The 19,883-nt window shown below is 32.3% G+C and carries 39 protein-coding genes; 1 reads left to right on the top strand and 38 read right to left on the bottom strand.

Annotated features, from left to right (window positions below):
• Positions 1-10: 10 nt before the first annotated feature.
• The 17 genes from PBN151_RS06290 to PBN151_RS06200 form a co-directional block, all read right to left on the bottom strand.
• On the bottom strand, positions 11-511 hold the full coding sequence (locus PBN151_RS06290) for a hypothetical protein (RefSeq protein ID WP_227774435.1): 501 nt from the start codon (positions 509-511) through the stop codon (positions 11-13).
• A gap of 913 nt (positions 512-1,424) precedes the next feature.
• Positions 1,425-1,946, bottom strand: a complete 522-nt coding sequence (locus PBN151_RS06280; protein WP_072728255.1) for an accessory gene regulator B family protein — start codon at positions 1,944-1,946, stop codon at positions 1,425-1,427.
• 90 nt (positions 1,947-2,036) lie between these two features.
• Positions 2,037-3,014 carry a phage lytic cycle repressor MrpR family protein gene (locus tag PBN151_RS06275; RefSeq protein ID WP_072728253.1) on the bottom strand — a complete coding sequence of 326 codons (978 nt, stop codon included), beginning with the start codon at positions 3,012-3,014 and terminating at the stop codon, positions 2,037-2,039.
• Positions 3,015-3,047: 33 nt separating this feature from the next.
• A complete protein-coding gene (locus tag PBN151_RS06270; RefSeq protein ID WP_072728251.1) occupies positions 3,048-4,385 on the bottom strand; it encodes a DNA sulfur modification protein DndB in 1,338 nt (445 codons plus the stop codon).
• A gap of 498 nt (positions 4,386-4,883) precedes the next feature.
• On the bottom strand, positions 4,884-5,255 hold the full coding sequence (locus PBN151_RS06260; protein ID WP_072728247.1) for a hypothetical protein: 372 nt from the start codon (positions 5,253-5,255) through the stop codon (positions 4,884-4,886).
• 34 nt (positions 5,256-5,289) lie between these two features.
• Positions 5,290-5,496, bottom strand: a complete 207-nt coding sequence (locus PBN151_RS06255; RefSeq protein WP_072728245.1) for a hypothetical protein — start codon at positions 5,494-5,496, stop codon at positions 5,290-5,292.
• 25 nt (positions 5,497-5,521) lie between these two features.
• Positions 5,522-6,076 carry a hypothetical protein gene (locus PBN151_RS06250; RefSeq protein ID WP_072728243.1) on the bottom strand — a complete coding sequence of 185 codons (555 nt, stop codon included), beginning with the start codon at positions 6,074-6,076 and terminating at the stop codon, positions 5,522-5,524.
• Positions 6,077-6,141: 65 nt separating this feature from the next.
• Positions 6,142-6,588: a hypothetical protein gene (locus PBN151_RS06245; protein WP_072728241.1), complete on the bottom strand. Its 447-nt coding sequence runs from the start codon at positions 6,586-6,588 to the stop codon at positions 6,142-6,144.
• 57 nt (positions 6,589-6,645) lie between these two features.
• Complete coding sequence (locus PBN151_RS06240) at positions 6,646-7,272, bottom strand: hypothetical protein (protein ID WP_072728239.1); 627 nt, start codon at positions 7,270-7,272, stop codon at positions 6,646-6,648.
• 77 nt (positions 7,273-7,349) lie between these two features.
• A complete protein-coding gene (locus tag PBN151_RS06235) occupies positions 7,350-7,973 on the bottom strand; it encodes a hypothetical protein (RefSeq protein ID WP_072728237.1) in 624 nt (207 codons plus the stop codon).
• 37 nt (positions 7,974-8,010) lie between these two features.
• Entirely contained in the window at positions 8,011-8,265 is a 255-nt protein-coding gene (locus PBN151_RS06230) for a hypothetical protein (protein WP_072728236.1), read from the bottom strand.
• A gap of 37 nt (positions 8,266-8,302) precedes the next feature.
• The gene (locus tag PBN151_RS06225; RefSeq protein ID WP_072728234.1) at positions 8,303-8,710 is read right to left on the bottom strand and encodes a hypothetical protein; all 408 of its coding nucleotides are present in this window, start codon (positions 8,708-8,710) and stop codon (positions 8,303-8,305) included.
• Between the two features lie 26 nt (positions 8,711-8,736).
• The gene (locus PBN151_RS06220; RefSeq protein ID WP_072728231.1) at positions 8,737-9,225 is read right to left on the bottom strand and encodes a recombinase family protein; all 489 of its coding nucleotides are present in this window, start codon (positions 9,223-9,225) and stop codon (positions 8,737-8,739) included.
• Between the two features lie 27 nt (positions 9,226-9,252).
• Positions 9,253-9,810, bottom strand: a complete 558-nt coding sequence (locus PBN151_RS06215) for a zinc-ribbon domain-containing protein (RefSeq protein ID WP_072728229.1) — start codon at positions 9,808-9,810, stop codon at positions 9,253-9,255.
• 273 nt (positions 9,811-10,083) lie between these two features.
• The gene (locus PBN151_RS06210; RefSeq protein WP_072728227.1) at positions 10,084-10,431 is read right to left on the bottom strand and encodes a hypothetical protein; all 348 of its coding nucleotides are present in this window, start codon (positions 10,429-10,431) and stop codon (positions 10,084-10,086) included.
• Between the two features lie 17 nt (positions 10,432-10,448).
• Positions 10,449-10,664 (bottom strand): hypothetical protein, encoded by a 216-nt coding sequence (locus PBN151_RS06205; RefSeq protein WP_139295283.1) that lies wholly within the window; start codon positions 10,662-10,664, stop codon positions 10,449-10,451.
• 12 nt (positions 10,665-10,676) lie between these two features.
• Positions 10,677-11,105: a helix-turn-helix transcriptional regulator gene (locus PBN151_RS06200; protein ID WP_072728223.1), complete on the bottom strand. Its 429-nt coding sequence runs from the start codon at positions 11,103-11,105 to the stop codon at positions 10,677-10,679.
• Positions 11,106-11,274: 169 nt separating this feature from the next.
• Here PBN151_RS06200 and PBN151_RS06195 point away from each other — a divergent pair, with 169 nt between their 5' ends.
• Entirely contained in the window at positions 11,275-11,472 is a 198-nt protein-coding gene (locus tag PBN151_RS06195) for a hypothetical protein (RefSeq protein WP_072728221.1), read from the top strand.
• Positions 11,473-11,486: 14 nt separating this feature from the next.
• Here the strand turns inward: PBN151_RS06195 and PBN151_RS06190 are convergent, their stop codons facing one another.
• From PBN151_RS06190 to PBN151_RS06095, 21 genes are all read right to left on the bottom strand, one after another.
• The gene (locus PBN151_RS06190; protein ID WP_072728219.1) at positions 11,487-11,720 is read right to left on the bottom strand and encodes a hypothetical protein; all 234 of its coding nucleotides are present in this window, start codon (positions 11,718-11,720) and stop codon (positions 11,487-11,489) included.
• A gap of 32 nt (positions 11,721-11,752) precedes the next feature.
• Positions 11,753-12,073: a hypothetical protein gene (locus PBN151_RS06185; protein WP_072728217.1), complete on the bottom strand. Its 321-nt coding sequence runs from the start codon at positions 12,071-12,073 to the stop codon at positions 11,753-11,755.
• Positions 12,070-12,222: a hypothetical protein gene (locus PBN151_RS31040; RefSeq protein WP_175560624.1), complete on the bottom strand. Its 153-nt coding sequence runs from the start codon at positions 12,220-12,222 to the stop codon at positions 12,070-12,072. Before PBN151_RS31040 ends, PBN151_RS06185 begins: the two co-directional genes overlap by 4 nt.
• A gap of 57 nt (positions 12,223-12,279) precedes the next feature.
• Positions 12,280-12,759 carry a hypothetical protein gene (locus PBN151_RS06180; RefSeq protein ID WP_227774433.1) on the bottom strand — a complete coding sequence of 160 codons (480 nt, stop codon included), beginning with the start codon at positions 12,757-12,759 and terminating at the stop codon, positions 12,280-12,282.
• Positions 12,760-13,146: 387 nt separating this feature from the next.
• Positions 13,147-13,389: a hypothetical protein gene (locus tag PBN151_RS06165; protein ID WP_072728210.1), complete on the bottom strand. Its 243-nt coding sequence runs from the start codon at positions 13,387-13,389 to the stop codon at positions 13,147-13,149.
• Positions 13,390-13,606: 217 nt separating this feature from the next.
• Positions 13,607-13,783 carry a hypothetical protein gene (locus PBN151_RS31035; RefSeq protein ID WP_175560623.1) on the bottom strand — a complete coding sequence of 59 codons (177 nt, stop codon included), beginning with the start codon at positions 13,781-13,783 and terminating at the stop codon, positions 13,607-13,609.
• Between the two features lie 27 nt (positions 13,784-13,810).
• On the bottom strand, positions 13,811-14,089 hold the full coding sequence (locus PBN151_RS06160) for a hypothetical protein (protein WP_139295282.1): 279 nt from the start codon (positions 14,087-14,089) through the stop codon (positions 13,811-13,813).
• The gene (locus PBN151_RS06155; RefSeq protein ID WP_072728206.1) at positions 14,086-14,316 is read right to left on the bottom strand and encodes a ClpX C4-type zinc finger protein; all 231 of its coding nucleotides are present in this window, start codon (positions 14,314-14,316) and stop codon (positions 14,086-14,088) included. Before PBN151_RS06155 ends, PBN151_RS06160 begins: the two co-directional genes overlap by 4 nt.
• Positions 14,317-14,390: 74 nt before the next feature.
• Entirely contained in the window at positions 14,391-15,077 is a 687-nt protein-coding gene (locus tag PBN151_RS06150) for an HNH endonuclease (RefSeq protein WP_072728203.1), read from the bottom strand.
• A gap of 49 nt (positions 15,078-15,126) precedes the next feature.
• Positions 15,127-15,339 carry a hypothetical protein gene (locus PBN151_RS06145; protein WP_072728201.1) on the bottom strand — a complete coding sequence of 71 codons (213 nt, stop codon included), beginning with the start codon at positions 15,337-15,339 and terminating at the stop codon, positions 15,127-15,129.
• On the bottom strand, positions 15,329-15,838 hold the full coding sequence (locus PBN151_RS06140) for a hypothetical protein (RefSeq protein ID WP_072728199.1): 510 nt from the start codon (positions 15,836-15,838) through the stop codon (positions 15,329-15,331). The genes PBN151_RS06145 and PBN151_RS06140 overlap by 11 nt, the downstream gene beginning before the upstream one ends.
• Positions 15,839-15,867: 29 nt before the next feature.
• Positions 15,868-16,248 (bottom strand): hypothetical protein, encoded by a 381-nt coding sequence (locus PBN151_RS06135; protein ID WP_072728196.1) that lies wholly within the window; start codon positions 16,246-16,248, stop codon positions 15,868-15,870.
• Positions 16,249-16,300: 52 nt separating this feature from the next.
• Positions 16,301-16,543, bottom strand: a complete 243-nt coding sequence (locus PBN151_RS06130; protein WP_072728194.1) for a hypothetical protein — start codon at positions 16,541-16,543, stop codon at positions 16,301-16,303.
• Between the two features lie 26 nt (positions 16,544-16,569).
• Positions 16,570-16,926, bottom strand: a complete 357-nt coding sequence (locus PBN151_RS06125; protein ID WP_072728193.1) for a beta barrel domain-containing protein — start codon at positions 16,924-16,926, stop codon at positions 16,570-16,572.
• 22 nt (positions 16,927-16,948) lie between these two features.
• Positions 16,949-17,206: a hypothetical protein gene (locus PBN151_RS06120; RefSeq protein ID WP_072728191.1), complete on the bottom strand. Its 258-nt coding sequence runs from the start codon at positions 17,204-17,206 to the stop codon at positions 16,949-16,951.
• 30 nt (positions 17,207-17,236) lie between these two features.
• Entirely contained in the window at positions 17,237-17,488 is a 252-nt protein-coding gene (locus PBN151_RS06115) for a hypothetical protein (protein ID WP_072728189.1), read from the bottom strand.
• Between the two features lie 23 nt (positions 17,489-17,511).
• Positions 17,512-17,739: a hypothetical protein gene (locus PBN151_RS06110; RefSeq protein ID WP_139295281.1), complete on the bottom strand. Its 228-nt coding sequence runs from the start codon at positions 17,737-17,739 to the stop codon at positions 17,512-17,514.
• A 349-nt stretch (positions 17,740-18,088) separates the two neighbouring features.
• Positions 18,089-18,244, bottom strand: coding sequence for a hypothetical protein (locus tag PBN151_RS31030; RefSeq protein ID WP_175560621.1), 156 nt, complete (start codon positions 18,242-18,244; stop codon positions 18,089-18,091).
• A 1-nt stretch (position 18,245) separates the two neighbouring features.
• Positions 18,246-18,644, bottom strand: a complete 399-nt coding sequence (locus tag PBN151_RS06105; RefSeq protein WP_072728185.1) for a type II toxin-antitoxin system PemK/MazF family toxin — start codon at positions 18,642-18,644, stop codon at positions 18,246-18,248.
• Between the two features lie 264 nt (positions 18,645-18,908).
• The gene (locus PBN151_RS06100; protein WP_072728183.1) at positions 18,909-19,640 is read right to left on the bottom strand and encodes a CGNR zinc finger domain-containing protein; all 732 of its coding nucleotides are present in this window, start codon (positions 19,638-19,640) and stop codon (positions 18,909-18,911) included.
• On the bottom strand, positions 19,641-19,838 hold the full coding sequence (locus tag PBN151_RS06095; RefSeq protein ID WP_072728181.1) for a hypothetical protein: 198 nt from the start codon (positions 19,836-19,838) through the stop codon (positions 19,641-19,643). It abuts the gene before it with no gap.
• Positions 19,839-19,883: the final 45 nt, after the last annotated feature.

The raw sequence follows: 19,883 nt of genomic DNA, 5'->3' as shown, positions 1-19,883 counted from the left end.
AGGCATGGTATTAAGAATTCTTTACAAACTTAACTAAGTAATCCAATTGGGGATCAGCAGATTTTGTTATATCCTCAATATTTAATTTAGAAACAATATTTTTCATTGCTTTTTTGTTTATAACAGCGAACTTCTCTTCTGTAAAATAAATTTTCAGCATATATGAATCATATTCAATAATATTATCTATATTAACCAACAATCCGTTGTCTAACATTCTAAAGTTATTATGATTAAACTCTAAATATTCACAAAGCTCATTCGATAAAAGTTTGCATTCAATAGATTTTCCATCATTCAAATGAATGATAGCCACCTTATTTTTAGGGCAAACTATGTAGTTTATGGTGTCTACCTCAATGACAGTAAATTTATTTACTCCCACAGGAATTTTAACTACACCATCTAATTTAGATAATTCAGTATCAACTTCAGAAGACACACTTATCAGTTCATTTGCAGACATTCTTTTAATGGTTTCAATTATTTTTCGAAACATAGTATAATCCATCCCCTTATTATTGTTGATGCGATGGTGTATTTAGAGCGTATCAAATAGATACGCTCATTTCACTATGTATAATTCTTATGTAACTCTTTATGTTTGATATTACTTGCTTGTATCACAGAACAAGAAGAACTTGCCAACAACTACAGATGGAAGTGCAAACACAGCCACAAGCAATGCACCTGCTACATTCATTTTCGACTTTTTCATTTTATTCACCTCCTCAAATTAGTTAACTTATATATTATTTAAATTCATACTCATCTTGTTTATTAGACAGGTATAAGAAAATAATAGCTGATAATACAACTACAATAAATAAAAATAAATATGTCAACTCAGTTGTGTCAATAAATGAGAACGCTATGAAAAATATTGATATAGTTACCACTAGTAACAATGCAAGCACAACAAATTTCTTATATTCATTCCCTTTTCTAAAGCTGTAACCAAAGCGACCATGTGTGTGATGTGAAATTAATGATATCGAGAAGTATGCGAATGTATTTATTGACTGTATCACATATGTCTTAATACCAAATGAATGTGATAATTGCTCTATGGATAGAAAATTATTCAAAAGGAACAAACCTGTGGTACTTAGTTGTATACCTGCCGCAATTGCTACACCAGCTCCAGTGATAACAAAACTATAAACAACTTTTTTTCTTATTATAAAATGAATCATCATAGATATTGTAAGTATTGTTATCAAAGGTGCTGGAATGAGGTCGTATATTTTAAAAACTACACATATATACGACAATATTGATATTATTAATGACATTGTTACTAATTTAATAATGTGATAAGAAGGATGTAAGCTAAATAGCGTAAATATCATATAGAATATACCCAGATATTCTAAAGTTGAAAATAGCGAATACCCTAAAAAGTCATTTAGCATTAAAATGCCCTACCCTCTTTTTAGTTTTAGTTGATCAAATGATAAGATAAACAGAGCAGCTAAAAGTAAATCAATTAAGTAATAACCAAAAACACACAATATTATTGAAATAAATTTCTTATGATAATTCTTAGTACTCAACTGTTCTGGAAACAATATGTATAATATAATTGTTATTATTACTATATTTAATTTTAATAAATCATTATTTAAAAACTCACTAATCAAAGGCACAGATACAATAATAGAAGTTGTAACAATAAGACACACATCAGGCGAAAAGTGATGCCCTTTATTTAGAACTCTTAATCCAAAAACTATAACTAGTGAAATAAGATTCTCCATCCATAATCCCGTAAATGCACTTTCAATGATAATAATTGGTATCATAAACATGTATATAAATAATACTTTTAACCTGCTCTCTAGTTCAACTATATCATATCCCTTGTTGGCAAATCTAGTCATATCATTCTCATCAATATTACTAAACAAATATTTCGCTAACTTTTTACTTAATTTACTTATCACTCTTCTATCCCCTCTTCTTTATGAGTATAATTTACCATATTTATCTCCATATAGTCAAGCAAAATAATAAAAATACCCTAGAATTATAATCTAGGGTATTTGATAAACTTCTTTTACAAGTTCTGCATTTAATAAATCTTGCTTCAATCTATAATCGATTGTGTCACCACTACCACCAAATTTCACTTGAATCACTTTTACTGCGTCATCAGTTAACTCACCAGACTGCAAGTAAGCATCCTTAGCCAGTGCGAGCATGCCACTTCTAAAGATTGCAGTAGGCGTAAATGTAGGCATATTTAATTCATCTGCAATTTTTGAGATCCTTCTACTTACAATGAACTTATCTGCCTCTTCAAAGTGAATAGTGCGTGTTGTTGCACTCTTGATCACATATTCATTTTCAACCAACTTCGCAGTTGGAGCTTTGATATCTGGCGAAGCAAAGCCATTCATCTTTTCATATTCTGTCTCATTTAATGCCTTACGCATGAATTCAATACATTTATCACTTACGATTGTAGTCCTTGTGCTTCCATCTTCATCGTGTAATAGCACTTCATTTGTTTTAAAGTTTATATCCTTTTCTCTAAGACTAAGTATTTCACTGTTCCCTTGGCCTTTAATCCCTGAGAAAAGCATCATAACAAGTGCAGCGTCTTGATAATTAGCACGTTTAGTTGGGTCAACAATCTCATCTATCTCTTTGTCAGTCCAGAGCTGCTTCAGATTAGCATTAGCAAACTGCTTCTTCCAAGTTGAATCGACCATGTCGAGAGGGTTTAGCCCTTCCTTATAGCCTTCATCAATTGCCCACTCAATATATTTCTGAATCCAAGTGACATTCGAATTACTCGCAGCTTCAGTCTTAGGTAAAAGATAAAAAAAGAATTTTCTTAATTCCTCACGATTGAAGTCATATATATCCTTTCCCATATCAGACTCCATTACTTGAGAAACCTTAAATAGGCGAACAATAACTTTTTGAGTACCAAATCCATATTGATTGATGAACTCATATTTTAAATCTTCATTGAACAATTTATCTTCATATATCTTATTAGACAAAACAAATACCTCCTTGAGAGGATTATGAGCTACTTATGAAAGCAGCTCGTCTACCTTCGTATCAAAAAACTCTCTAATATTCTTCTTAACTTTATTACTATTTACTTTCCCTTGTGTTGTCAAAATCTGATTCAGTTCAGAATCTTCATTCTTCGAAAAGTCTATTCCATCAATAATTCTTACAATCTCATCAACTGGATAATCTTTTCCGTATTTATCATAAAGTTTCTTAGCAATCACTACAAAACCTACGAACATGTTGTGATGTGTAAACCAACTTGTTTTGATTTCCTCGTTCTTATTTTTGAATTTCTCTTCATATGAGGGGATCATGTAACCGAAGAACTTTTTAAGAACATCGGCATAGTCGAACTGATCCTTAGTATTTTCAGGCTCAAATACAGATTCAATAGCTTCAGACAAGATTGCAAAGTTTGTGTAGTAATTAAGCTTCTTGTCTAAAGTGGTCTTAATAGACACTTTATTTTTGAGTTCAGCTATAGTCATCAAATCTTTTGTAATCTTCGCGCCAATCGATTCAGCCATATAATTTTTGATCAATGTCTTATCAAAACGGTTTACCATATTTGTTATGGCTAAGAGCTGTTGAGCTTTCTCAAGGGTGTAATGTTTTATATCAACATTCATATACCCTTCAAAATCAGGATTCTCTTCAATCACCTTCAAAATAGCTTGTACGCGATGCATGCCATCAATTAAGTTGATAGTACTTTCTTCGGTAACTGTAAGTTCTCCATCTTCGTATTCAATAGAACTTTTACCATCGACAAGTACATTAAATAGTAATGTTGATGGACTATATTTGCCCTCTTGCATCAATCTAACAATGTTTTTCACGCTTCGTAAATTAACATCAGCCTTCTCAACAATTTTATTTTTTGAATTCATTTTTTTCTTGGATAATCTTTGAGATTGGAAATTGTAAGTTAGAATTCCGTAGTTCCAAAGTTTTGCGATGTCTTGGTAACTTAAAACGGTTAAATAATCAATATCTGAAGTCTTCAGTACAGACTCAAAAGTATATGGAAGTGACACTTCTCCACCATTTGTTCTTTTGTACTTATTTGCTTTATTGATCTCCGTTTTTGTGTAAAAATTACTTGGATTCACTCTATTGTCATTAGTTATTTCATTCACAACTTTAACAACGACTGTACGTTCAATGTTATTTAATATTTCGTCGAAACGACCATTATTTATCAAAATTTCAGCAAATGTTCCTCTTGCGATGTTATGTTTTGTTGCAAGTATCTCTTCAATATCTCTTTGCATTTCTTTGTTTTTATTCACTTCAGTAAGCACATCTGGAAGCACTTCGTACAGGTCAACCGTTTGTACATTTCCACTCATTCTATCATCTCCTCTAAGAGCGAAATATCATAATAATATGAAGTGTAACACAAAAAACAAAAAATATACATACTCACATTAAAAAACAAATGTAAGATATGTATAAGAATTTTAAAAAGATAATTTCATTATAATCTATTATAGTAGACTCGTATATATGTCTGTGTGCTCATATATTCATTTATAATGTGTAGTTAAAGGTCGATAATTGTTTTTTAGCACTTCTAGAGTCGAATATTAAACTAGCTTGCCAGACAGTTCGTTCTCACTTAGCCCAAACCCTTTACAATAATGCTCAACCAGTTCTTTTATGATTAGATAATCTGAGAGCATATCGCTTTTAGCTGTATCAGTAATTGAATCATCTTTAATATTTTTCTCAAGAGATTTCATTTTATTATGGTGAAACTTTATTGTCTCAATAACTCTCGACCTTGAAAATGACTGAGCATTACTCAATTCCCATCACTACCTTTCGCGCAGAGTGAAAGTGAACTTTTATTCATAGTAAAAACTAACCATATACTCTTCACCTTCATCATAAATCAATGAGAATGCAAAATTATCAGACAAGTGGTCATCCTCATCATCTTTATTACTTTTATTTGTTTCTTCATCACAGCAAACTATTTTCGTGAACTTATGCCATATTGAAAAAATTTCATCTGTATTGTAACAATTCTTACTTCTTAAATCTGATAGCATTGGTATTTTATCTTCATACCAATCTTCAACAACTAAGGCGACATAATTGTTAATGTCTATCGTATAATCAATTCCTAAGGCAATCTCAATTCTACCAGATTTGCCTTTCAGGTACTTTTCGAAAAGTCCATAAAACTGTTTATCTTCTTCAAGTAATAATTCCATAATACCTTCCTCCACATACATTGAAAGTCAGTTTTCATTTGAACGCTTTTCGGAATGAATCCTGTTTCTCTTTTGGAAGCTTATCTATTTCAAACAATTTTTCCATCTCAATAGCAAACTTAATTTCTCTTTCTCTCTGCTCTCTGATAAATTTCCTCTTCATTCTTAGCGCAGCAATCATAGCTGTGATTGGAATAGCTGCAAGCAGTACGTACAAAGAAATTCCTATTAAATACCCCATATTCATTCCTCCATTATTGATATTTTCACTTATTATTTCGCTTATATGTTTCAAAATACCTTGGAGTTGAGCTCGCCATTCTTAGCATTTTCACTTCATCCTTATCAGTTTCTACATAAATATGAATTGGAGCTAAAAATTCGCTATTGTTCTTCTTAAAATATTCCTTGATATAGTAGTGTACATCTTCATCGGAAGACCGTAGTGCATACTCGTTTACTAATTCATGACTATCCTTAAAGTCATCTGGAGCAAACTTATTTGCCAAGTCAAACGCTTCCTTAACACTTATTGAAATATTATTATTTTGAAAATAAATCTGCAAATCATTGATTGGCTTATCTTTAAAATACTCGGCATATAGTAATCCAGAAAGGAAATATTTATTCTTATCTTTCCCATAGAAGCTTTTAAATGACTCGTAATCATCGCCATATTTAGGGTGACCATCTGAAACTAACTTGTCCATAAGAGACATACTATCTAGCGGCTCATTATTTCCGTCTGAAAGATTAGAATTATTTGAACATCCTGATAGTAAGGCCAGAACAATCAATAGAGGCAATATACACTTTCTCATCGATCTAATCGTCCTCATTAAGTTATAGTAGTTCTCATAAAACATGTTGTAATGAGTTATGAAATTCAGGTTTCATCCTCGTTATGTAATATCTCAAGAATGTTATTATAAATTTTTTTTAATCTTACATGGTTATAACCGTCGAACTTTTCAAAATCAACTTCACTCTTCTGTTGTTTTTGAATGGTGTTATACCAGCTTTTATCACATGTAACAACGACTGTTTCATCAATATCAGAAAATTGATCGGCAGTTAAATCAACAATTAGATTATTATGTTCTAGCCAAGCATGAGATTGCTTCCCCTTCCATCCCCATACGTAATCTACCTCATAGCCTTTAAACATCAGATACTTTGCAAACAAGTGACATGTATCTCCACAGCAGCCACGAGGAAAGTTTTCAAAAAATGATGAATTAGGGAATTTACTAAGTGGTAGTGACATTATTGCTTGACGAAAATCTAATCCCAATCGTTTGATCTCATCTATTTCAAAATCATGCAGCTTCACACACCCCTCTTAATATTACTTCGATTTTTATGCACTCAAACTGTGTAGTAGTTTGGCTCATTTATAATTCTTTAAATTCTCAAGTATCTCAGCGTAACATTCATCAAAGTCTGAAAATCGGTGTATTGTTTGCAATAAGAATGTATCCTTTTTCATAATCAGTCTCTGGATCTCTCCACCAATTCCTATGCGTGTAGGACTCAAATCATCATTTTCTTTTTGTTTAATCATAAGATGAACAAAAGCACTTTCTAGATCCACCTCAGATCCAAAATCAAAGTCAATTTGTGGCTTAATCCCAAAACCATAATCATATTCTTCTTGATTGAAACTATTAGTACTTCTATAAGCATATCCTTTAATCTTTTCATCTATTTGAGAATAACCAAATTGGTATATTGTTGTACTGATATCGGGTGGGTATTTTTTATTCAATTCACTTAATGTTTCAGATGTAATTTCCCGTAAGTATGCAATGTCTGCCGCAGTTAGTTTCCTTTGAACAAAATAGACCCAATCCAAAATAAGATCCATATTACCAGTACCACAAATTACTGTCTTTAAATGAGGGATAGGATATATTTTGCTCACAAACTTAAGTGGTCTTCGATTTAAGTCTAGTGAAAGAGTATCCATATAAATAGTGACCTGATTTTCTTCATAAATAAAATTTATAGCAGTCATTAAACCAACCTTCTTCCTCTTTTGATTTTAGACATAAAAGATCGATTAAATTATGAACAAACTCTTTCATAGTCACTTTATTCAAAACCGTGCAATAATCGCTCTTCTCTATGTTCTTCATAAGCCATGTCTGCATAGATATCAGACATATTACTCTCATATTCATCCAAAGACATTTCAAATCTAGCGTTATTTAGTAGCTTCTCCAATTCAGCAATGTGAGACTTGAAGAAATTAATAGTATATTCATAACACAATTGCAGGTTTACAGTTAACTTTAAAACTTCTGCATCGTCAAATTCAATCCCATAGTGAGTAAGCTGGTTTCGAATTTTGTTTAGATAGTTTATCAGCACCTTATATTTCTCTGGGATACTAAGGTCACATTCATTCTCGGCAAGTTCAACCGCTTCAAACAAAGTAATAGTTCTTAATGTTGGGTTTACTTCAAACACATCTTTTTTCTTTTGTTTTAGTGCAGCCTCTTTAGCCTTTTCATACCTATCTCTATTTGAGAAGATAAGACTCTCGTCTATGTCTTTTAGGATTGATTTGAACAAAATCTCTATTGAATGATGCATAGTCAGAATACAATCTTTTAGACAATGCTCGATTCCTTCTAAGAGATTATGCATTTTTTCAATATTGACATATGTGGCCTTTAAAGAATCTATACCGTTTTCTTGTAAAGTATATTTCAACTTAAATCACCTCTCAAAATTTAATGAAACTAGTATTTTATTCATCTTCGTCTGGTAGGTTGTTTTCAAAAAACTTAATTACATTCTCAGGATCGCAACCTATCTCCGTCCCATCAATTAACTGATCTAGAAAGAAATCGTGACCTACTTTATTGAATGCAGAAGAATCGCAATAATCAGAGCCTAAGACTTGATCTAGATAATCACGCACTATATTATTCGCTTCCCTAGCTGCTGCATAGTGCTTCGCGCTCTTTCGAATTGCACTTTTTATCTCTTTGGGTAATTTCAATTCCAAGCCTCCCATGAAACCAATCTTTTACTTGCACTTAACGAGTAATATTCTGATCTTTACCGCCAGTTTCAATTATCCTAGCAATACGCAATTCTAATGTCTTTTTATTAATATTACTTCCTATACCTAAGCCGTATTGTCGACAGAGACTACGATAATAGGTGATTCTTTCAACAGTAGGTCTATTATTTAAAAAGTTACTGATGTATATTTTAAGATCATTTATAAACTCTTGACTCTGCAATGCATTATAAATTTCTTCATAAGCTTCTTTTTCTAATCGGCGTCGTGTGTAGTTCTCCTTAACTCGCTCTACAACTTTCATTATGTCTTTCTCGCTATGCTCTTGATATTCGAGACTAAATTGTTTTCTTACTAATACATCAACATAGTATGCTAAAGTTTGTCTAGCATTCTTAGAGAGATCTTTGAGTTGCGTCATTTACAACATTCTCCTCTTTATTAATATCAGTCGATATAATCCCTGTCTTTCATATTGTGAGTCTGTGTCTGTGCTTCATCAATCTCCAAATCTTTCTTTCTCTTGTTAAAGACATTGAGAAGCTTTTTATTTCTTTCATGATCATTTTCTATTACAGCAATTGTATTCCTAAGTGCTTCGATAAAGTAGCTAACCTCGTTGTCTGTATCAATGCTACCATCAGCAGTAATAATTCTACTACCTGCATTCTTTGTTTCATCCAGTAACTTTAGAAGTTCTGAAAAGTTCCGATACATTTGATTTGCCTTAAGCGTAATTAGAGTTGCTCCACCATCATTAAGCAGTTGCCTAACTTTTGCGAATTCTGGACGTTCCTGATTTGAACTATATCCTTTATCAATAAATAATTCTTTGATAATCAATTTCTCCTCATGTGCAAACAACTCAAGTCTTTCTCTCATACCATCTAAACTCTGTTCATTGGTTCCAACCCTGCAATAAGCAATAACACTCATTATTCTTGCACCCCCTTAGAATCTATTTCATACTCGTTGATGATAATCCGGATCTTCCTCATTTAAATACTCTTTTAAGATTTCAAATAATTCTTTCTGGCTTTTCTCCCCTAGATTCCTAAAACGTGAAATCTCTTCAAAAGTACAATCTAGAAGCTCTTCCAGTGTTCTTATATCATATCGTCTCAAAACATTGTATATTCTTATTCTATTTGAACCAGCTTCTATAAAAACTAAAGCCTCAATTGGAGTGGCAGGTACGTGCTGTATATCGAAGAAATCTTTAAGTTTCATAGAACTGTTCTTTTGGAGATGATAGAATGTATTTCTCATTTCTATGGGTGGCGAGACTATTTCTTTTTTAACTTTTCTAATACATTCTACACATCCACCACGCTTCACCCTTACCCGAACTGGTTCAAATGCAGTATGACCGTCCTCGCAAATCCAGAAGATCCTTTTACGTGAATGGGAGAATACATCATCAGGTGTACAGCCTTTATTTTTTGACGAATCCCAATGCTCGACGATTTCAGGGTTTGTTATTAATAGAGATTGTTGATCTATTATGTTGTTGTTTCCCATTACTACATCTCCATTTTTTTTTAATTATAATATTAGTGTTATGAAATCCGTGTTTCATCTTATCTTTAATTGATTTGTATGTAGTTTGTAATAATCACTGGTCTACTTAAACCCCATTTATTAGATAGATCTTTTTCCAGTCTCTTTATGTCGGCAGCGGATAATTTTCCGTTTCTCTCCATTACCCAATGATCTCTTCCATTGTTGCCATTACAAGTCCATGAAATAAGATATCTTCTTCTGTATCTCACTGCTCTCCCCCCCACATTAATATCAGTTCATAGTCTCAATTGCTACTTTTTCAAACAAATCAGCAGAAATTAATGGAGCGCACTCTAGAGCTAATAATTTTGAATCATCATTTTTGCCAATTACGCCTCTAGATTGTCTTTCATTCTTCCAGAAATCAGGTGAAGGCTTAGATACATTCTCTATTCCTGCGCGTTTCTTAAGTCGAATCCAGTACTTCTCTAAGCGTATATACGCTGCATCATTAAATGGTAAATCGTATTTATCCAAACGTACCATAAATCGATAAACACGACGAACCATGTCTGCTTCACGTTCATTTACAACGAGTTCACCATCTATGTAATCATAGCCCCACAGATTTCTATTCATTGCTGCTCTCCTCCTATTCACCTATTCATTACTTTTCCATTGACTACTTCATTCCCATTAAAGGTTATTCTCTCGTTATAGATTTCAACAATATCCCCAGAAGTAAGTTTAATTGTGATCCTGTCACCTACTTCGTTCCATAGAAATTCTTTGATAATATAACCCTCTAAAAATTCCAATTTTGTATCTTCAGATGCCCAGTTAACCATATTTCTCTCCTCTTTTTCTGTCATGAAATCAGACTTTTATTCCGATTCATCTTGTGATAACTTAAGTACCCTACTTAACTTTTCCCAAGCATCCTTCGGAATCTTAGAATCATCATTTTCCCACATGCTAATCATCGGCTGGCTTACTTCAAGTAAATCAGCTAATTGTGCCTGTGTATATTTATGCTTAGATCTAATCTCCTTCAGTTTGTTTTTTGTGATATTTCTCTTAACTTCGATATTTGCTAACTCCGAATTACTATCTTCATATCCAACTATTTTCATTACCTTCTCAATTGGAACCCCCAACAACAAACAGAGCCTATCTAAAGTATCAGCAGTTACTGACTTACCCTTTTCAATCTTGGCAAGTGTTGCAGACGAAAACCCGCCCAGTGATTCGAGATCTTTGTACTTAATATTTCTTTCTTCCATCAGGTCAATAAGTGGTTGATAACTAATCATTTTGAACATCCTCACATGCATTTAATTGTCTAATGTTTCCACAGTCTTATTATAATATATTTAGATATCTAAAGTCAATTAGTCCAATAAGATCATTTATAAGAACACATGTTTGCACCTTTTGATAATCGTGCTATAATCAATTTACTTGAAGCTAGGAGTTGAATAAATGAAGCAACTTAGAGAAGTGTCTGGTCATATTATTATTCCTTTCTCATTTTCAGTTATTGCTGATAGTGATGAAGCTGCCCTTAATTATGCTAGAGAAACATTCGATATAGTAAAAATGGAAGCTTCAATGGAATGTAGGAAAGGTAAAGAGCACTTATTAATTGCCGATGAGTTAAAATTCGAATGGAATAAATGAGCCTAATTTTTCAATTAATTAGGCTCTCCTTCTTTCTTCTGTTTGACTAGAATAAAAAGCTCATCAATTTCACTTTCTTTATATAAATGTTCTATTCCTTTTATGGTATTTACTCCTCCTCCTGTTCTCATTAGATAATATTGAATTCCACGTCCATCAATAGGTGGAACAAAAACTATTTCGATTATAGATGAGCGATTTAGATCACTTTTCAACGCGAATTTATCTCCAGAACTATATTTCGCCATTAATATCACTCCTATATTTGTTTTGAATCTTTTCAGACAATAGCAATACTTGTTGAGTCTTTGCCGAGTAATGATTTCACCCTGCTCTTGCGTAATTTCCTTAATATATTTTCTGCGTAAATCTGAGCAGCCTTTGATATATCCTCAAATTCAATAACCTCATCAGTGATATTATCAATGAACACTGTATTTAATCTGAAATTTGTTTCTTTTATTTTTATCGTTACATCTTCCCATGTTCTTTGCTCACTTAAGAGTTCATCAATTTCATTATCCGCAAGAAAATCAGAATTTCCTTTTATTATGGAACGAAAATAGTCCTTCTCAATGAAACGATATGTATAAGTCGTCATGCTGCATCAACCTCCTTAAACGAATTAGAAAGCATTCTAAGAGCTTTTACCTGTGCTTCATAATACTGAGTGTCTTGAGAACAAGGAACTTCTACACGCACCTCTGAGCCTTTGTACTCCACATAAACAGTCATTTGGTTAGCTTTCATATTTTATTCCTCCAATGAAAATCAGATTTCATACTCTTTACATATTCATTAATTTCATCACACCATTTTGTTAGCAACTGATTTTCTAAAATCGTAAGCGAAAGACTCCATCTTTCTTTTGTTGAATTGATATAGCTTATTACTTTCTAATGATGGCCTATTAATAACTATCGTATTTTCTCGAATACAAAGATATCCATTGCTATCAAGTTCCTTATCGTAGTACTCATAATAGTCAGACCCTAAACTACTTGCTTCTTTGGAAATGATAATGTCCCATGACTCATTTGCAGCGGTATCGATATAACTATATAATTCGTCAAAATCTCTAGAATTAAATTTAAATTCAACTTTATACTTAGAGTCCATCTGGCTTGGATTCATTTCTAAAATTACTGCTGATTTTCTATTTTTAACTAATAACTCCAATCCATTTTCACTTTTAAATATTTTAGATTTCATAGTTTCAATCCTCAATTCTGTTTGAATTAATTCAATTAAATATGTTTTTAAAACTTTCTTTCTTAGCTTCAGCATTAATATGTAGTTTATCAATTTCCGAATTTCTCCCCCACGAAGATAACACTGTGGTCATTGCACTTACTTCCTTATCTACTGTATCGTTATACATATTCAGAATCCTTTTATATTGAGCTTCAGTTATCGTCCTCAAATGACAACCTCCCGTGAAAGACTTACTTCATGTTCTTTTTTCTATAATCCGTAACGTCAATGTTTCTATCAAATTCTTCGTTGTATTCTTTGACTAATCGAGACAATGAATCAATAATAAGATTACAACTCTCTTTGCTGGGATGTTGCGATTCATTATGAATAATATTTGCAAGTCGATTCATGATTGTATTAAGATATCTGTCCATATTAGCCCTCCTATAACGGAATTTACTTCATAATACACATATTTTACTTAGTATCCGATTTCTTAATAAGTGAGTCAAGTAGATTACCAGCATACTTAATATTTTCTTGTAACTGTTGATTAGTCCACTCTTCATTGTCAGCGACTTTGTTCATAAGTCTCTTATTTTCCCTTCTTAATCTCACGTTTTCTTCAATGATCTTTACTGTGCTTAATGCCTGATTGTACAACATTTCTTCATCTAAAGTCATTTCATCGTTATCACTATAATAATTTAATCTATTCATATCGATTAGCAACTCCTTTTGTTATAAAATACTTCTTTCATTTTCTTATTCTATTCGTATTGCCACTTTCATCATGCCGCAATAAAACAATGGTAAGCCCATTTCATCACACTCTAATGTATCTCCTATTTTATAATCCTCAAAATTCTCAATAAATTTGATTTTCCAACCCAAATGTATCACCCTTTTCTTTGAACATCTTTTATTACAACTTTAATTAGACTGTATCCTTCGCTTTTTTCACCGCTACATACACATCTAAAGCATATCCCTCTCTCATCTCTTCATAGCCCCAGATATCTTCATCAAGAAGTTCCCTTGCTTGCTCTAAGCACTCTTGTAATGTTTTCTTCAGTATGTCTCTCTTTTCATCATATGTAGTTCTTACGCTCATTTTTACCTCCTGTAATAGATCCATTTTTTAATATAGTTCAAGTTCATACATAAAATTACCATGCCTAAAACTATCTTCATTTACTGAAACAGTCCCAGTTACTACATCAATCAATATCCAATTTTTTTCTCTATACATAATTCGGCCTACAACCATATTACAATTGTTCATGATAGCAACTTCTGCTCTATTATTAAGTTCGTTTAGCTGCTCAAAAGACGTAATCTCTTTTGCATAATATTTTTCCCTGTGTCTCACTACTTTTTCTCTTGTTACCTCTAATTCTTGATAAAGAATTTCTTTCACTCTGTTTTATCGCTGTCATTTTCTTGTTCTGATAAAATCTCTACGCATAACTCTATGCATTCATTACATATTGAAACTTCGTGGTTTGTAATGATTTTCTTTACGGAAGTTTGTGATTTGCCACAAAACGAACATGACACCTCTTTATCCGTACTAGGAAATTTAATTAATTCATCATATTTTTTAGCTTTTTCAACGATTGAATACAATGTCTTCTCCTCAAACATCTAACTCCCCCGTTTTTTCATTTCAAGTAAAAGAATCCTTTCATTTGCTCTATATATCATAGAAGCATTTACTTTTACATTTTATCTTTACCTTCTATGTAAAATATATAATCTTCTTTTATCCATTTAATAATTCTACTAAAGCGTTCTTCTGAATATTTTTGATTGCTTTCGTTATACCATTCTCCAATTTCAAATTCCCATTTTTGACTATTGCAACTTCCACAACTTGGGACGCAGTTACTAAGATCATTAGCTCCGTTGTCATCATAATGTTCTTTATGAAAATCGTATTTTTGTAATTTTCCAGCATAAAGCCTATAATGTTCTTCTAGTTTCATGCCACAATATGCACATTTGTAATTAAAATATCTTTTATTATGTTCCCACTCTTCTGCTGATATTTTATGATTTTTCTTTTTTCTATTACTGTAATACATTTTAAATCTACCAGAATCTTTTTCTCTAATATAATAATTTGATTGATTATCTCGATTTCTATCTGGATTATTGACTCTCCAATCTCTAGCACGCTTATTTCTTATGCCTTGATTTGCATCTTGGTATGGTTTTTGTCTTTTATAAAAACCCTCTCGATCTTTATCGATGTTATTTTTAGTATTTTTCTTAGAACAGTCTTTACACCATGATGTTAGTTTATAGTAATCTGATTTCCTTTGGCATCTTACCAGTTGTTTATAGAAGTACTCTTCATTTTTAGGTAACTCTTCACCACATTTTGTACATTTTTTACTTTTCAATCCTTATCATTTTCTCCCTTCTGTAATCAAAGCAAATATAATAATCTTTTTATTCACTTTTAAAAGCTTTTCTATGCTCTCTAATTGCCATTACCTTTATAATGTCAGCTGCATCGTAAAAGCCTAGTTTATTAGCAACGTAAACTAAATCCTCTAGTTGTTCTACTACTGAGTCTTGACGCTGTGGAAATGTACCCAAACTATCAATAGTTTCTTTCCAGTTTTTCTCATTTTTTCTCTCCCTATTAATATCATTTAACAATAATCCAAATGAGGTATATCAAATAAAAAAATAATAGATGTGCTGCTAAAGTGATTACTTGTGCTATTCTATTTCCCGTTATTAGCTTTTCAATTCTTAATACTTCAGCTTGTAAACCTGTTTTTGTGCAATATTCAACTGCATACTTATTGGCATCCAATTCTTTTCTATTAAACGGGTAATATATTAAATATAAAGCTCGTATTAGTTTTCTTATTATCCATGGCTTGTCTTTACTGCTTCGAAATATATAGTTCTCTTTGTCTTTATTCTTGTACTGCCAACTATGACGCATCTCATGTGCAAGAGTCCCTATCTGATTTATGTCCTTTACAGCCACAAACTCAGACTCTTCTTCCCAAACATGAGCTCCATGAAATATTGAACCATATTTTTTAGTTTTTTCTTTCGCTTCATCACCAAAGAAAACTAAGGGATCAACGTTTAACTCACGTTTTAGGTTCTCTGTGTGCGTGTCGAAAATTATTCTCTCATCCATCTTGTTATCACCTATTCAAAGAATTGTTTTTATTTAAATCGAATCTCATCACTGCTAATTCGCTGTACCTCCTTGTATGATTTTAATTCGATTATATCTTTCTTTGATGCACATTGAACATATCCACTAGGGGTGATAAATGCGTAAGTGTGGATGTTATCACTAATCACTGGCAATTGAAATTCTCCGTAATATTGCGGATAGAATATGTAATCTGTAATTAGTAAATCAATCTTATACTTTTCTATGTAATCAAACTTTTCAATAGATGGAATAAATACGAACCACTTTAATTTATCAATTGATTGAGACTGAATAATTAACTCTTCCCCTTCATTAATCTGATACTGTTCATTGTCCACTTCACCTGTAATCTCCATTGTGCTTACTATACGAAACTTATAATCCACATTACTCACTCCCCATCAAATATTCATTTCATCTAAAATGCTGTGATTAATCTCAGTGTCTTTTCTTTTGTTGGATTTGTTTTTTTGAGATGTATGTTCTATCTAATTCATATTCGTTAATCCAAGATTCCACTATAGCTCCTATATCACTTTTTGAACCATATTCAGCATCACCTATTTGAAAATCATCATCATTCTTTAGTATCGCTGTCCATAGTCTCTGTCTTCTGTCATACCAAACATCGATCCACGAAACTGGCTTTAATTCTTCTGAATCTTCAAAATTAAATTTCATACCAATCACCTCTTGAAAGGATCATTTTATTCAGAAATAATATCCTTGATTCGCTGCATTTGATCTAACGTTAGCTTGTTCTTTATATTATAGGAGCCTGAGAAATACACGCTCAAATGTCGAGCTAATTCTTCTCTTCTTTTTTCATCTAACAATTCTTCTAGGGATTCGTAGAGATAGTAATCTTCTGCGTAATCCGTCTTTTGTCTTAGATTATCTGTGAGATCAAACTGATATTGGGTAATCCCTATTTTAACAGTGACATACTTTCTACCTACTTTTGTTACTTCACCTTCAACATAATCCACACTACTATATCTACTTTTGTTAATTCCTAGTGACAAATATACTTTCTTACCCACTTCAAAATTATTCTTGCTCACATTTCCACCACCTTTTTTAATATTATTTCAAAGGATATTTACTATAAAGCAATCTCTTAAACTCTTCGTTCTCGATTATGTAAAATTCTTTAACAATTTCCCCTAACACACTCCAAATTCTTATTTTCCAATCATGATTTACTTCAACACACAGGCCATCGTATTTTTTTAGAGAGCTAATACAAAACGTCACGCTATTGTATTGAATCCCATCTTCAGTGAAATCATAAGATATGCAATTCAAAATTTCTATTCCAAACAAGTTCAACGCCGATTCCATAATTATCAGTCTCCTTTTGAATGCTTCATGTTAAGATACTTCAGCTCTCGAAATAATTGCATCTACTTCTTCATTAGACTGTGCTGAACCAAAAATACTGAATCCTGCACTTAAATAGTTATTAATTTCTTCTTCATTGCATATTACAATATCAGTTGAATCAGTTAGTACAAATCTAGTTCTATCAATATCAGGTTCTTTATAAGTAGAATATAGAGAAAATTTACTTCTTAATTCTTCACTTTGGGCAACAGTTTTAATAAGTTTGTTCCGCAGTCTCATTTTACACCTCTCTAAATAATCTTTTATCTCCAGTTTCTTCTTCTGTTATCTTCATACCTAGCACAGTATAAATTATATTCTGAATTAATAACAGTATTTTGAAGCCTGTACAACTCATCAAAACTCCAACTGTCTTCATCAGGTGCTTTACTATAATTAGTGAATGCTACTCTTGCGTTTTCTAGTTCCTCTTTAAGTTTTTCAACTTCTGAATTTTTACGATTTATTCTTTTAAAGTTCTCACCTGTCATTTTGCACTCCTCATTTTTCTCCTTATAAAAACATAGTTTCATTAGTTGTTCAGATGCTCATCCTTGAACAATTTTAGATTTATTCTGTTACCCATTTTTGTATGTATGTATAATTTCCCGTCAATAAGTCTACCATTTTTATACACTAATTAACACCTCCGTTTATTGATTACTATTAAATTATTTTACTTTTAATTATCTGGATTATCTTGCCTGTCGGCCTTAATATGATAATACATCTTTACTTATATAAAGTCAATATATAAAACAGATATTTTTAGTATTTTCTTTTATATTAAAATTAAAAAGTCACTCAATCTACATTAATGATCGAGTGACTTATGTAAGACTATCTAAAAACGAGTATTCTATGTTTACCATACTCAAAACGACCTTTCTTCTCAGCCTCCATTACAACCCACGATGCATTTACAATCCCCCATTCAATTAATTTATTTATTAAATCCTCTTTTGTAAAAATCCCTTGTCCAACAACTTTAAACATTTTATACATCCTTTCTCTTTATATATTTTTTATCTATGTAATCTCTCAGTCCTAAGCTTAATATCAATGCTTCGTTTATTTCGTCCATAGTCTCTTCATCTATTGTTGTTAATTTTTCAATCAGACACCATTTATCAATTGTCTTTAATTGTTCAGTACCAACAAAACTGTCTTTAATTAACCCATGCCTGTTGGCTGGCAGACTTACATGTGTTGGCATTCTCTTTTTAGTAGTTGCAGAAGAAATTACAGCACCGATAACTACAGGGCTAAAGCGGTTCCCAATATCATTCGAAATCAATAATACAGGTCTAATTCCACCTTGCTCAGAACCAGCTGATCCACCCAAATCTGCCAACCAAATATCATCTCTCTTATATTGAACAACTCTGTCAGTCATATTTACACATCCAAACTAATATATTTTAGTTATCTGTATAGTTTTATTATAATTCATATTTGATATTTAACAAGGGAACGTTTGTTCCATTATTCATATAGTCAAGAAATTTAAAATAAAAAACAAAATCCTTGACATAATACATGTTCTGTGATCATATAATGTCATTTGAATAAACAAAAAAACACAATAGAGCTGTGAGCCCAATTTGTGTTTATATACAAAATTCAGTATTTAGTTTCCACTTTCATATAATGGCAATAACTAAACATCTTTATTCTTTTCATATCTCAAATGGTAATACTCTTGACAATTTAGGCAATGCTTTGGCTTTCCTCGGTATGTCTCGTTGGGCTCGACCCATTCACCACCACATTGTGGACACCGATTTTGTTTTGAGTATAATGATCTATATCTACGCTGTTTCTCGCGATCGCGACAGCGCGTGGAGCAATATAGCTTCGGCTTTCCATCCAGTCGTGGTAAGAATGTATTATCACAATCAGAAGATGCACATACCCTAATATCTTTTCCGCGATTGTATCGTTCCCTGTAATACACCAGTGTTGTTCTCGAAACACCTGTTTTTTCTATTATTTCCTCTGATTGCTTCCCTTCTTCAAGGGATTTGTATATCATCTGTATTTTCTGCGGTTTGAGAGGGCGTACTTTTGATACCGCATTAATCCCTTCCTTTATGACCTTTAGTATGTTTGGCTCCGAAACGTCATGCAATTTAGAAAGTCGTTTTATATCGTCACTATTAGGCTGTCGATCTAAATTATCAAGATCTCTTTGAATGTCGCGGACTTTTTTCTTACTCAGGCAAGTAAAACTTTTGTAGTTTTTCACCAATCCAAGTTTGCATTTTATCTTAAAAATAGTCGTTCGATGGACACCAGTCAACTCTTCGATTTTGACTATTGTATGACCACCCCTCAACAGGTTAACTATCCTATTTCTAACCTCATCGGTGATTGCGCTTTTGTGATTCATTTAAAACTCACTCCTTGCAAACTTTTCAGCTTCTTCCTTAAGCCAAAGCGGACGACCTTCGCATATAGCGTCCGGCCTCAAGAAATCGCCGCGATAGTTTGGATCAAGCGCTCGTTTTCCAGACTTGCTAACGTTTTGCTGTGACGTGCCGAGCATTTTGGCAAATGCAGCTGCACCAACAAACTCAACAATTTTCATTTGTACACATCTTCCCTTTATGGTAATATAAATACGTGCACAAGG

The sequence above is a fragment of the Paenibacillus sp. NAIST15-1 genome (genome assembly GCF_001894745.1).
Taxonomy (GTDB): Bacteria; Bacillota; Bacilli; order Paenibacillales; family Paenibacillaceae; genus Paenibacillus_B; species Paenibacillus_B suaedae.
This window is presented reverse-complemented; position numbering and strand designations above follow the sequence as displayed.